The sequence below is a fragment of the Nonomuraea polychroma genome (assembly GCF_004011505.1).
GTDB lineage: Bacteria > Actinomycetota > Actinomycetes > Streptosporangiales > Streptosporangiaceae > Nonomuraea > Nonomuraea polychroma.
The window spans coordinates 3890312-3904243 of sequence record NZ_SAUN01000001.1; the positions used below are offsets into that span (position 1 = coordinate 3890312).

The window sequence follows — 13932 nt, forward strand, 5'->3', positions numbered from 1 at the left end:
CGCTCGCGTGGCGGCTGCCTCATCCCGCGGTGAACAGGTAGTTGCGCCGACGGGCGACCACCTGGTCTGTACGCTGCCAGCGGCGGCGCTTCCAGACGTGCATCCGGTAGCCACGCTCGATCAGCGACCCGGCGACCTCGGTGGAGGTCCTGCCGTACTTGTCGAGGTGGCGCTGCTCGATCTCCAGCAGGAGCGCGGGCTGGTGCTGCTCGATTGTCCACTTGGCCCCTTCCAGCACCTTCGCCTCGAAGCCCTCCACGTCTACCTTGATGAAGTCCACGCGCGCGATCTCCCGCAGCTCGCACACGCGGTCCACGCTGTACACCGGCACCTCCAGCTTCTTGGCGGCGGCGAACCGCCCCGGGTGCTTCAGCCCTTCCTCCAGGTGCGCCCAGCCGTGGATCGGCAGCCCGAATCGGTAGGGCAGTCGCAGTGTGCGCCACCCGAGCGACGCGCCCAGCGCGGCGTTGGTGATCTGCACGTTGCGCGCGCCGGACGCGCGGCACCCGGCCTGCAGGATCCGGTACGGCACGGGCAGCGGCTCGAAGCTGTGTACCTGCCCGGTCCGGCCGACGAGGTGGGCCAGTGGATAGGTGTACATCCCGTACGCGGCACCAATGTCGAAGCAGACCGCTCCCGGCCGGACGAAGGTGGACAGGCCAAGCAGTTCGGGTTCGCTGAGGGAGACCGTGGCCCCAGCCCGCAGCAGCGCGGCCGCGACTGTCAATCTGATCATGCAGCCAACGGTAGGAAGGGGACGCGGGGCGGTGGATCCCCCTCAGGAGCGCAGTCGCGGGCTCCGCCGTGCCTCCGGAGAGGGATCGCCGGCCACCACCAGGCCGCTCTCATAGGCGAACACCACCGCCTGCGCCCGGTCGCGCAGCCCCAGCTTGGTGAAGATGCGCCCCATGTGCGACTTCACGGTCTCCTCTGCGATCGTCAGCTCGCCGGCGATCTCGGCGTTGGCCAGCCCGGCCGCCACCAGCCGCAGGACGTCCCGCTCGCGGCCGGTCAGCGTGTTGAGCCGCAGCGACTCGGCCTCGTCCAGGGGCCGGCGGGAGGTGAACTCCTCGATGAGCCTGCGGGTGACCGAGGGCGCCAGCAGCGCCTGGCCGGCGGCGACGACGCGGACGGCGGTGATGAGGTCCTCCGGCGGCGCGTCCTTCAGTAGGAACCCGCTGGCCCCGCCGCGCAGGGCCGCGTAGACGTAGTCGTCGACGTCGAAGGTGGTCAAGATCAGCACTTTGGTGTCGCGGCCGGTGCCGATGATGCGGCGGGTGGCCTCTAGGCCGTCGAGGTTGGGCATGCGTACGTCCATGAGCACGACGTCGGGCCGCAGTTCCCGGGCGGCCGCCACCGCCTCCAGGCCGTCGCGGGCCTCCCCGAGCACCTGGAGGTCGGGCTGGGCGGAGATCAGCGCCGCGAACCCGGCTCTGATCATCGCCTGGTCGTCGGCCACGAGCACCGTGATCATGCATCATCTCCCTTCGGCAGCCTTGCGCGTACGGTGAAGCCGCCCTCTTCCGTCGCGCCCGCGGTGAGCTTGCCGCCGAGCGCCGTTACCCGTTCGCGCATGCCGATCAGCCCGAGCCCCGGTCCGGTATGACTATCGGGGACCCGCGCCTCCACCGCTGGGGTGGTCCGGGGCGGGGGCGGCTCGTTATCCACCTCCACCGTCACCCCGTCGGCGTCGGCCTGGACCACGACGGTCGTGTCGGCGGCCGGCGCGTGGCGTACGACGTTGCTCAGCGCCTCCTGGGCGATCCGGTAGACGGTGACTGACTCCACCGGCGACAGCGACGGCTCGCCGGCGACCGTGAATCGGACGGGCACGCCCGCCCGGCGTACGGACTCCACGAGCTCGTTCAGGTCGGCCAGGCCGGGCTGCGGCGCGGTCCGGACCGGGCCGTCCGTACCGCGCAGGGCGCCGAGCAGGAGGCGCATGTCCCGCAGGGACGCGCGAGCGGCGGCGTTGATGGCGGCGAACTCCCGGGCTGCCGGCTCGCTCACCCCGCCCTCGACCCGGTAAGGGGCGCTGGCCGCCTGCACGGCGATCACCGACATGTGATGGGCCACCACGTCGTGCAGCTCCCTGGCGATGCGGGTCCGCTCCTCGAGAATCCGTGTCCGCCCGACCTCCTCAGCCGCGCGCAGGGTGTCGAGCCGCCGCGCCCGGCGGGCGTCGCCGACCAACACGGCGGCCAGCAGCACCAGGCTCCAACTCCCCACGCCGGTGAGCACGACGACCGGGCCCGCGACGTCGAACAGCAAGACCGTGGCCGTTCCCGCCGCGATGGTTACGACGCAGGCGATCGCCGTGATGCGGCGGGTGACCGACAGGGCCAGCACGTACATGACGGGTAACTGGGCGAACAGCAAGTTGAAATACCACGGCAGGGGCGTCATCGGGCTGGCCAGCGCAACCCCGACAGAGGTGATGAGTGGCCCGGCCACCGCCATGACCACCCACGCGGCCACGGGCCGGTACCACGCAAGGAGCACAGGGCCGGACGCCAGCACGGCCGCCGGGATGGCAAGCACACCGAAGTCCCCGGCCGCCGCGAAGAGCGTCGTATTGCCGACGAGCAGGATCCCGGCCAGGACCGCGAAAGGGCGGCACCGGAGCATCGGACGCTCCGTGCCGGGGGAGGTAGGCATCCGCACGTCGTACAAATCCCGAATTACCCCCATGCCGCTCACCCTATGGGTCCGCCTGCCCACCCGCGCCAACCGTCGAAAGTGGCAGCCGACTGTCGTACAGGTGGTCAGCCATTCCCGGCCTCCTCCGTGTGAGCCCTGGGCGCGGCGGCTCACGCCTCCTAGATCACCATTCGAAGGGACGATACCCGCACAGATCCCGAGCAGCGACCGGACCTGCTTCTGAGAGCCCATCGCCGGAGCCCGACCCGCCGCGGCACCGGCTTGGCCTTCACGTTGCGGCTGAAGGTCGAGCCGAAGAAGCCAGTCTGGCCCCAGCCGGGCAAGGCCGAAGTGGCCGTGCCGCAGCCGGGCAAGCTGGCCGACGCTGGGGCGCTGCCGGTGAAGGTGGGCCAGGTCCGAGGAGCCGGGCTGGATAAGGTCACGATCGAGACGCTCTCCCCCGAGGCCGCACAGAAGCTGGGCGGGGTAGGGATCGCCGCCCGGCTGGTACGAGCCGATGGCCAGACCGCCCCGGGCAAGGTACGGGCGGCATTTTCTTACGCCGGCTTCCGCGACGCCTACGGTGGCCAATTTGTGAGCCGGCTGCAGGTGCTGCGGTTACCCGCATGCGCGCTGCAGCAGCCGCGTCCGCGCTCGTGTGTGGTGCGGCCGACGGTGGTGCCTTCGGTCAACGATCTCAAGACGGGCACGCTGACCGCCGAGGTGGAGGCGGCTCCGGCCAACACCAGGCAGACCACCGCGCAGGCGCCCGGGTTGGGCAAGGACCGCAAGAAGGACGCGGCCAAGGCGTCCGACACCATGCTGACCGCGCAACTCGCGGAGGGCTCGGTGTACATGCTGGCGGCCAATGTGAAGGGGCCGGACGGCAACTGGGGCGCCACCGACCTCAAACCGTCCGGCACGTGGCAGGCGGGCACGTCCGGTGGCGGGTTCGACTATGAGGTGCCGCTTCCGGAGCCGCCGTCGCCGGCCGGTGAGGGCCCGGATCTGTCGTTGCAGTACGACGCCTCGTCGGTGGACGGTCAGGGGGCGTGGACCAACAACCAGTCCGGCGTGGTCGGGGCTGGCTGGGACCTGAGCGCGGGCTTCATCGAGCGGCGCTATCGCCGCTGCACGGTGTCGACCTACTACGACCCCGACACTGCCGAGCTGGTGTGGATCGCCCAGGAGAGCACGTCGGGCCGGGCGTTGTGCTGGGAGTCCCCGGATCAGACCGACGGCGATTCGACCACCAATGATCTGACGCAGTCGGAGCTGGTGCTGAGCGCGGGCGGCCGGTCGGCGCAGATCGTCAAGGACCGCACCTCAGGCGGCTGGAAGACGGTCCCGGACTTCGGCTGGAAGATCGAGCAGGTGGCCGGGGGCGCGGACGGCAACCCCTACTGGAAGATCACCGACCGGGAGGGGCAGGTCTGGCGGTTCGGCTCCACCAGGGACGCCCAGTGGCAGGTCCCCTACGTCGGAGATGACAACGGCGAGCCGTGTTTTGACCGGTACTGGAACAACGCCATCCCGCCGACCTGTACCGGGGTGTGGCGGTGGAACTTGGACCAGGAGGCCGACCGCAACGAGAACGTGATCGACTACTCCTACACCCGGGAGACGAACTACTTCTGCCTGCCCTCGTGCGTCGATGAGGTCTACCAGACGCTGCCGTATGATCGGGGCGGGTTCCTGGCGTCGGTGTCGTGGGGGCACAACACGCAGGTTGCCGGCAGTACGCCGACCGCGCGCACCACGTTCACCACTGCTGCCCGCGACGGCGGCGATGTGCCTACCGACCTGCGCTGCGACCAGGCGGCCGGGTGCGCCAACGACGCGATCGCGTTCTTCTCCACCCGTAAGCTCACCACTATCGGCACCGAGTCCCGCAACCCCACATCGGGTGTGTGGGATCCGGTGGATCGGCTGAACTTCACCCACGCCTGGATGTATCAGCGCACCGATCAAGGGCTGCCGTTCGACTCGGTGATGTGGCTGGAGACCGTGCAACAGGCTGGCCAGGCGGCCAGCCCGAACGTCACGCTGCCGCCGCTGGACTTCGACGCGGTGATGCTGGCCGGAAAGATGGACTACATCAACACCTCCGACTGGCCAAGCCAGGTGTCCTGGCGGATGGTGCCGCGCATCGCCGCGATCGGCAACGGGATGGGTGGCCGGATCGAGGTCACCTACGGCCAGGCGGATCCGTGTGGCGGGGGCAAGGGCCGCGATGGCTCCAACTACCTGGCCGACCAGGTGGGCGACTGCTACCAGATCGACATGGGCACCGACCCCACCTCGGGTTTTGAGGCCTGGACCCGCTACTACAAGCAGCTGGCCACCAAGGTGGTCGAGCGGGATATGGTCGCCGGCTCCCCGGACATGGTGCACAGTTATGAGTTCCTGGGTAGCCCGCGCTGGGCCAACCCGGTGCAGTTCGCCGAGCCCGCGTTGGCCCCCTCGGGCACGGACTGGCGCGGCTATGCCGAGGTCCGCACGCTGCAGGGATCGGGCACCGATCCGGCTGGCTACACCGTCACCACGCAGACGTTCCTGCGCGGCAGCGAGCTGCAGGTCACCCACTTCGACGGCACCGCTATCACCGACGCGCCGCTGTTGCAGGGTCAGGTGCTGCAGGAGCAGACGTGGCAGATGACCTCGTTCAGCCCGCGCGCCTACACAGAGGTCGATTCCACCCGCTGGGAGTACACGCTCCAGACCACCGGTAACGGCCCGGGGAGCATGGACCCCGCCCTTGTTCTGCAGACCCGGGAGCGCTCGCGGCAGAAAGTGACCGGTGGCACCTGGCGCTACACCGATGAACGGACCGCCTACAACAGCGACGGCCTGCCGACCAAGGTCAATGACTACGGCCAGGACGGCGTGAGGACCGATAACTCCTGTACCACCACCTCCTACGCCCGCAACGCTGACCCCGGCCATTGGCTGGTCGACTTCCCGTCGGTGGAGGAGAAACGCGCCGGCGACGACTGCACCGCCGGCACGCTGGTCGGCAAGACCGTCACCCTGTACGACGCGGGCACGGATCCGGCGACGAACAAGCCGAGCGACGGCAACCCCACCGAGGTCCGCTCCTTCGCTGCCGCCTCCACCATCTCAGTCAGCAAGGCCACCTTCGATGACTACGGGTGGACGCTGACCTCCACCGACCCGCTCAACAAGACCACCACGACCACCTACACTCCGGCCGTCGGCTGGCCCAAAGACGGCATCACCGTCACCAATCCGCGCGGCCACACCGTCACCACCCGCCTGTCGCACATCCTGGGCGAGCCGACCGCGGTGACCGACGCCAACGGCAAGACCGCCGAGATGGACTACGACGCCCTCGGCCGCACCACGGCGTTGTGGAAGCCGGGCCAGCCGCGCAGCGGCGGCACTCCCAGCGCAACGGTCGCATATGACATCCCGTTCAATGGTGGGCTGGGCCAGCCCACGGCGCCGATCAAGACCACGGTCAAGCAGCTGCTGACCGGCACCGGCACCGCAGCGACATGGACCACCACGCACAGCTACGACGACGGCCTCGGCCGCACCCGGGAGACGCAGACCGCCTCGCCGGGCGGCGGCCGGATCGTCATCGCCACCACCTACGACCCGCGCGGCCTGGCCGAAGCCATCTCCGAGCCGGTGCACAACAGCAACGACCCGGGCAGCGGGCTGCTCAACCCGGCGCTGACCAGCCCGCCGCAGTGGACCAAGACCCTCTATGACGGGCTGGAGCGGCCCACCGCTGCGATCGCCTACCACGAGGCCACCGAGCTGCGCCGCACCAGCACCACCTACCCGGGAACCGAGCGCAGCAAGGTCACCCCGCCGGTCGGCGGCAAGACCGCCACCGTCACCGACGCCTTCGACCGCGTCGTCAAGGTCGAGGAATGGTCCGACGCCACCAGCCACGCCGACACCAGCTACGGCTACGACCTGGGCGACAACCTCACCCGGATGACGGACGCCAACGGCAACGTCCGCAGCTACACCTACGACTGGCTGGACCGGCGCACCGCCGCCTCCGACCCGGACGCGGGCACCTCCAGCCACGGCTACGACGCAGCAGGCCGGCAGATCTGGAGCATCGACGGTAAGGGCCAGAAGATCTCCACCAGCTACGACGACCTCGGCCGCCGCACCGCTCAATGGGCCGGCGAGCCGATCACCGGCATCAAGCTCGCCGAGTGGAGCTACGACACCCTCGCCAAGGGCCAGCCGGACGCTGCCACCCGCTACACCGGCGGGCAGGCCTACACCCAGACGGTCACCGGCTACGACAGCGACTACCGGCCCACCACCACCAAGCTCACCGTGCCCGCGAGTGAGGGGGCGCTCGGCGGCGACTATGTCTTCACCACCGCCTACGACGCCGCCGGCAACCTGCGCCAAGAGGGTATGCCGGCGGCCGGGGGCCTGGCCTCCGAAACCCTCACGCACAGCTACACCGATCTCGGCTTCGCCAAGGGCCTGACCTCCGACCTGGCCGGGTCCACTTTTGTGAAGGACACCACCTTCACCCTCACCGGCAAGCTGGCCAGCCGCACGCTGGGCGCGAGCGGCCAGATCAAGCGCCTCCTCGAACGCGACCCCGCCACCGACTGGCTCTCCCGGGTCACCACCCAGACCAAGGTCGACACCGCCACCCCGGAAACCGTCCAAGACGACCGCTACAGCTACAACATTGCTGGCAGCATCGCCCGCGTCCTGGACGCCGCCTCGGCCATCCCTGGTATTACCGACGGCCAGTCAGAATGCTTCAGCTACGACGGCCTGCTCCGTCTGAAGACGGCCTACACCACCACCGGGAGTTCGTGTACCGGCACCGGCGACGCCCAGGGCATCGACCCCTACAGCCAGGCCTACAGCTACGACAACGTCGGCAACATCACCAGCCTGACCGACAACGGCCAGACGGCCACCTACACCTATCCCACCCCCGGCGCCACCGCCATCCGCCCGAACGCGGTCACCGCCATCACCCGCCCCGCCGGCACCGACACCTACGCCTACGACAATGCAGGCCAGCTTGCCGCCCGCACCGTCGCCGGGAAACAGGCCACGTTCGATTGGAACCCGCTCGGCCAGCTCGATCGAGCCACGATCGACGGCCAGCAGACGTCCATGGTCTACGACACTGACGGCGAACGCTTGATCCGGCGCGACCCTGACGGCAGCGCCACCCTCTACCTCGGCGCTATGGAACTGCGCCTGGCAGGCGGCCAGGTCACCGGCAAGCGCTACTACAGCACCGCCGACGCCACCTTGGTCGCCATGCGCGAGACCGGGGTCACCTGGCTACTCGCCGGGATGCACGGCAGCACCCAGCTGGCCGTCAACGACAGCACCGGCACCATCAGCCGCGAACGCTACCTGCCCTTCGGCCAGCGGCGCGGTGCGGATGATCTGCCCTTCACCGACCGCGGTTTCCTCGGCAAAGCTGAAGACGCCTCCACCGGCCTGACCTACCTCGGCGCCCGCTACTACGACCCCACTATCGCCAAGTTTATCTCCACCGACCCCGAACTCGACCTGCGCACCCCCGAATGGGCCAACGCCTACTCCTACGCCGCCAACAACCCCATCGACCTCGCCGACCCCGACGGCCGCCGCGTCGACACCGGCAACCGGAAATCCGATGCGACGTTCGCCAAAACCCACCACGCCAGCGGCAAAAAGAAGACCGCCCGCGAACGCAAAATCCACAAGAAGCGACACCAGCAGTACGAGCGGGACCGCAAGCGGGAAACCGAGAGGCGGCGTCAGGAGGAGCAGCGTAAGCAAGCCCGCGAGCGTTACCTGAAGAAGGATTACAACCAGCACAAAGCGGCGCAGGACAGATACAACAGGACACATTGCAGCGAAAAGCGCTGCTCTGACGGCAGAGGTGAGCGCGCAGGCCTCATCGGCGAGGGCGAAGGCGTCATTGAGCAATTTCTATTCCGCAGGGCTACCCGCGGACGCGGCGGTAACCACAAGCCCAAATACCGCCCATGTAGCAGCTTCACCCCGGGCACGAAGGTGCTCACGGCGGACGGCTCCAGCAAGCCCATCGACGAGATCAAAGTAGGCGACAAAGTCCTCGCTACTAACTTCACAACTGGAGAGACAGCACCGAAGACGGTGGTCGCTCTGATCACTAGCAAGGGCCCCAAGAACATGGTGAAGATCTCGGCGGGTGGCACAGGTAGCCGGGATAATATTGTGGCCACGGATACGCATCCTTTCTGGGTGCCCACCGCACGCCGATGGATGCAAGCTGGGGAGTTGCAGCCGACGCAATGGCTCCAGACGAGTGCTGGAACTTATGTACAGATTGCAGCTGTCGCCAAATGGTCCGCCAACGGTCAGCGCGTCCATAATCTCACGGTCGATGACTTCCATACGTTCTATGTGCTGGCGGGCGAGACGCCTGTCCTGGTCCACAACGCTAGCCCTTGCTTCTCCGGAGTTTCACGTCAAAAACAGGATCAACACGTCTATGGATCAAAGGGCTATAATGACCGTGTACGCAGAGGTGAGCCGACATCATATTTCAACAGCAGGGCCGAGGCGGATGCCTATGCGGAATACGCATGGAAGCACGGCAAGCCCGTGCCTGGGCGCCCGAACGTGCGTGATTATGATTTCGGAAAACCAGTCGGTCGAGGTCCAAGAGGAGGCTGGCAAACTCAAGTCCGCGTCCATATAGATGGCTCGGGCAAGGTGCACGCCCACCCCAAGGGAAGGGAATATAGATAGGTTGGGATCACGCAAAGGCAGAGACAGTAAATACGGCGATCTGGCCGACTATCTGGAGTTCCTGACCCGCTCCTATGGCGATCTGGACGATCCCAAGTGGTTTTTCGTAAGAGAAGCTATGGACCGGAATCCTTATTCGGAGCTGTTCAGAGAACTGTCTTCGCTCGGAGCTGTTATCGACGATACAGATATCAATTGCGACGTATGCTTTACGTTTACTATTCAAAGTGAGCAATATCTGACCGTTCGTCTTTCCATGGTCGGACCTTACGCGGTCGTCTTTGCCTCCGGTAGCGACGGCCACGGCCCACTTCGGTTGCTGGAAACAGCAAGTCAATACGGAACGACCTCGGAGGCTTTGATAATAGATATCGTTAGCAGACATAACCTTAAAATCCTCTCCGAAAGAGAACTGAGGCGCAGGATTCCAATTAGACTTCGAGAAGGTACACCAGATAGCTCGCTGTATGCGGCATTTTTCGAGCCGGACAGCGAGGCATTTTAGCCAGGAAAGTAACCATTCACCGTCGCTGCCGGGGCTTAGTACGGCGGACTGCGGGGTTGAGGGGTCTAGGTCGGGCTAAATTATTCCGAGTCCATTACGTGAGAATGAATCAGATCTTTGAAGATAATGAATATTACACTGGGCCGGCGGGAAATTGAAGAGACTCGGATACACCCGTGACGACGTGGCCAATGTCGACTATCGCCTGCCTAAGCAAGGACAGACCCTGAATGAACTAGAAGGAAAGACGTTCGACGAGTTCGGCGGCAAAAAGGACCTGCCGCACAACACTAACAATTCCCACGGCTATCGGAACAGGTGCTAACAAAGCTAGGATTGATGCCTGCGCGGAAAGTCTTCTGTAGAGATCACTTCTTCAGGCCATAGTGATGGGACGGTATGCCTGGCTCATGGCAATTCGACCAACCGTACTGTGGCGCGAGGGCCTCGAAGAGGAGGCGCGACAGGTCGCGTCTGGAGAGTTGAGGGCTGACTGGGCAGACAAGGCCGAAATGTTTCCAGAGACCATGCTCTCGCGGACCGACGAGGCTCTGGAAGCATTCGAGCGAGATATCGCTTGTCTCGACGTCCAGTCGGACGACACCGTGCTGGCGGCTGTTAAGCGCCTCATTCTTAAGCTCACCACGACCAATCGTGATCATGACGATGACACATATGCCACTGGCGAGCGTGATCAACTGTGTACGTATATCGACGAGGTGCTTGCGGAGGCAGGCGTCGATCTGGATGGGTTGGCCGCACGCCATGGAATACCGAGGCGCGATATTGCCGACGAGTGGCGAACTTGGTGAGAGAGCAGCGAGAGTCGGCGGTGATCTGCCAGCCCTCGGCGACCAGCTGCCGCACGATGTCGGAGATGTCCAGGGCGTTGTGGAAGACGACCAGGTTGGCCAGCAGGGTGTTGAATTTGATCAGTTTCTCTTGCTCTTCGGGGTCGTTGTCGGCCAGCACGCCGCCGAAGCCGAGCCACTTGGAGAACCCGTTGTAGGACTCGACCTTGTTGGTCGCCGCGGTGACCCGGGCCCGTAGCGCCGGGTCTGCCAGGTACCGCAGCAGGGCGACAGTGCGTACACTGCGGCCGACCTCGCGAAAGGCTTTGTAGATGCGGTTCTTGCGGGAGTTGGAGCGCAGGCGCCGCATCAGCGTGGCCGAGCTGAGGCGGCCCTCGCTGATGGAGATCGCCACCTGCATCAGGTCGATCCAGTGCTTGTCGATCAGCTTCCAGTCGATGACGTTGCGGCCGCTCTCGCCGAACAGCTGGTCGATGTGCGGGTAGGCGATCTTCTCCGAGGCGCGGAAGAAGATCAGGTCCTTGAAGTTGCGGATGCGCGGCATCAGGTCGAACCCGAACAAGGTCGCGAGGGCGAAGACCGGGAAGTTCTGGCCTTGGGTGTCGGCGTGCACGGTGGAGGGCTGGATGTCGGAGGTGTTGGCCAGTAGCCCCTCGATCAGGTGTACCGCCTCCCACACTCCGCACGGGATGAAGCGGGAGAAGAGCGCCACGTAGGTGTCGGAGATGTAGTGGTAGGCGATGCCGCCGAATCCTCCGTACCGGATGCTGGTCTCGGCGAGCAGATTATCGATGTAGGTGTCTACCTGGGTGCCGTCGGCGGCGACCGTGCTGCCGTCGCCCCAGGCCTTGACCACATCCAGCTCGGCGAAGGCGTTGACCACATCGGCGATCGCGGCGTTGAGCTTCTTCAGGGTGATGTGCCGGTTGCGGACCATGGACAACTCGCGGGCGGTGACGCCGGCGATGTGCTTGGCCGCCTCGTACGGGCCGATGTTGATGCCGCCGGTGAACACCGCCAACGAGTACCGCCCCAGCTTGTCCTTGATCTTGGGGTCGGAGCCGGAGGCGGGGCCGAAGTGGCGATACCAGCTCAGCCAGTGGGCGGTACGCGCCACGATCGACAGCAGTGAGCGTTCGGGCATGCGCCGCTCGATCGCGGCCGCCAGCCGTTCGGCCTCGGCATCGCTGCCCTTGCCGCGGCGGCGCTTGAGGGTGGGCACACCACTCTCGTCGATGACCAGGTCGGCATTGTCGAGGTAGCCGGCATCCAGATGCGCGGCCGCACTCAGATGGGCGTCCTTGAGATGGGCGACGAAACCGGCAGGCGTATCGGGCAGCCCGACCTTCTCGCAGAACGCCGCCAGCCGTGCCTGGCAGTCTTCCCAGGGAAGCAGGTGCGCGCTCCAGCCGGCGTACTCGTTCGAGCCGAGCACGGCCACGTCTCCGGTGCGCAGTTCCTCGGCCAGGTAGCAGAACACCATCGCCTCGAAAGGCCGCCGCGCCACCATGCCGGGGCGGCGCCGGTCGGTCACCGCGCGCCGCCAGTTGCCCGAGGCGAACGCGATGCCCGACTCCGGCTCATCCTCCTCCACCGCCGGGGGCAGCGGGATGAAGTCGCGCCGCTTGGGTGAATGCTCACGGGCGTGCGCCAGCGCGACCAGCACCGAATCGTCGCTGGAGGTGGCCTTCAGCCGCAGCTTGCCCGCCAGCTCGAACAGCGCCGGCCGGTCCTTCTTGAAGAACCGGTACACCAGCAGCTCGTGCGCGTCGCCGTGGAAGGCGGCAACCTCCTCGATATCGGCCAGCTGCGCGGCGAACCCGCCGGCCTGCTCCACCGCCGCCCGCACCGCCTGCACGCTGTGGGTCTGCACCACGAGCGCCGACAGCATCTCGCCCAGCGCCTGGACTTGCCCGGCGCCCGCCGCGCACGAGGTCACCGCCTCCATGGCCCGCGCCACCGCCTCGACCCCGGCGGCCGAGGTCTCGCTGCCGGGGTCGAGACGTTCCAGCACCTGACGATAGGTGCCGATCAGCCGCTCACTGGTCGCGCGCTGCCGGGCGCGGATCTCCTCCAGCTCCGCCTTAGCCCGCTTGACGTGGGAGGCCATCCGCTTGCACAACATCTCGGCCAGGTCATCGCGCGCCCGCATCCGGGCGGTATGCGTCAGACACGCCAGCAACGCCACCTGCTTGACCGCCTCGTAGCGCGACAAGGTGTCGGCGTCCTGGGCGTCGGCCTCCCCAGCGAAGTCGGCGATCTTCGACGGCGCGATGCCGTCCAGCCACGCGTCGGTGTCGCCGAGCGCGTCCACCTGATCCAGCCATCTCACCTGATCCCTGAACCGCGACCAGGTGGCCCGCTGGGCGGGCTTCTTGAGCCGGTTGAACGTCGATTTGCCGTCCGACCCGACGACGAGCAGACCCTCCATCCGGGCCCGGCCGGCCTCGCCCATCCGCTGCAGGATCGTGGCGAAGATGGTGGCGTTCACCTCAGCGCGGATGCTGGTGGCCAGGTCCTCCAGCGTCGTGTACCCCAGCAGCTCCAGCCGGAGCCGGAGCAACTCCTCGATCGCCACGTTGATCAGATCCGCCGGGTTGTTCTTGGCCTGAGCCGCCTCCCGAATCGCCACCGCGGCGATCGCCCGGGCCCGGCCCGCGCCGTACTTCACACCCTGACGCTGGCGCACCAGCTTGCGATGCGCCTTCGCGCTGCCGGAGGAGCCATGGTCCGGGCAGACGTCCTCGGCCAACTCCAGGCAGCGTCGGACGTGGTCGATCACCACCTCGGGAATCTCGTCCGGGGATGGGAAACGCGCCATCTTCTGAAAACACTTCAACGCCAGCACCAGCGCGAAGCACGACTCCGGGCTGCCGGTGCGCTTTTCGGCCCAGGCCACCTCTTCCGACGACGGCGTGAAGAACACGTGCAGCACCCGCGCCGACGTCAGCCGCTTGAACTGCGGATAGGCGGTCCGCTCGATCCACGTCATCCTAGGGCCGTCCCTCGCCTCGATCCCGGCGTCCAGACGCCGAAAACCGTAGCGATGATCAACCCTGCCGAATGGTCATGTTCATCAAACCGCAACCAAACCCAAGCGGAGGGTCACATCATCGGACAAACGAGCCCTCTGAGCAGCGCCTCTACACCCCACTGTCCCTTTCTCTCGTACTTGGTCTGCCCCCCCTGTAGTCAACGTCCAGGCTCCACCAGACAGCTGGG

General features: G+C 66.5%; 6 protein-coding genes. 2 read left to right on the top strand and 4 right to left on the bottom strand.

Going from position 1 to position 13932, the window contains the following annotated elements; translation table 11 throughout:
- Positions 1–19: 19 nt before the first annotated feature.
- From EDD27_RS17650 to EDD27_RS17660, 3 genes are read right to left on the bottom strand one after another with little or no spacing between them, the layout of a single operon-like run.
- A complete protein-coding gene (locus EDD27_RS17650) occupies positions 20–736 on the bottom strand; it encodes an FkbM family methyltransferase (RefSeq protein WP_127933406.1) in 717 nt (238 codons plus the stop codon).
- Positions 737–778: 42 nt separating this feature from the next.
- Positions 779–1474 carry a response regulator gene (locus EDD27_RS17655; protein ID WP_127933407.1) on the bottom strand — a complete coding sequence of 232 codons (696 nt, stop codon included), beginning with the start codon at positions 1472–1474 and terminating at the stop codon, positions 779–781.
- Entirely contained in the window at positions 1471–2691 is a 1221-nt protein-coding gene (locus EDD27_RS17660) for a sensor histidine kinase (protein WP_164903662.1), read from the bottom strand. The genes EDD27_RS17655 and EDD27_RS17660 overlap by 4 nt, the downstream gene beginning before the upstream one ends.
- A gap of 231 nt (positions 2692–2922) precedes the next feature.
- On the opposite strand from EDD27_RS17660, the gene EDD27_RS57800 reads away from it, so the two are divergent.
- Both EDD27_RS57800 and EDD27_RS17670 read left to right on the top strand, forming a co-directional pair.
- Entirely contained in the window at positions 2923–9393 is a 6471-nt protein-coding gene (locus EDD27_RS57800; RefSeq protein ID WP_127933409.1) for a polymorphic toxin-type HINT domain-containing protein, read from the top strand.
- Between the two features lies 1 nt (position 9394).
- Entirely contained in the window at positions 9395–9898 is a 504-nt protein-coding gene (locus tag EDD27_RS17670) for a hypothetical protein (RefSeq protein ID WP_127933410.1), read from the top strand.
- Positions 9899–10537: 639 nt separating this feature from the next.
- On the opposite strand, the gene EDD27_RS17675 is transcribed toward EDD27_RS17670, so the two are convergent.
- The gene (locus EDD27_RS17675; RefSeq protein WP_241564093.1) at positions 10538–13702 is read right to left on the bottom strand and encodes a Tn3 family transposase; all 3165 of its coding nucleotides are present in this window, start codon (positions 13700–13702) and stop codon (positions 10538–10540) included.
- Positions 13703–13932 lie beyond the last annotated feature (230 nt).

What these genes read in the sequence shown, in the direction of transcription:
- EDD27_RS17650 (WP_127933406.1), bottom strand. Translation starts at nt 736, where the DNA reads ATGATCAGATTGACAGTCGCGGCCGCGCTGCTGCGGGCTGGGGCCACG.
- EDD27_RS17655 (WP_127933407.1), bottom strand. Translation starts at nt 1,474, where the DNA reads ATGATCACGGTGCTCGTGGCCGACGACCAGGCGATGATCAGAGCCGGG.
- EDD27_RS17660 (WP_164903662.1), bottom strand. Translation starts at nt 2,691, where the DNA reads ATGGGGGTAATTCGGGATTTGTACGACGTGCGGATGCCTACCTCCCCC.
- EDD27_RS17675 (WP_241564093.1), bottom strand. Translation starts at nt 13,702, where the DNA reads ATGACGTGGATCGAGCGGACCGCCTATCCGCAGTTCAAGCGGCTGACG.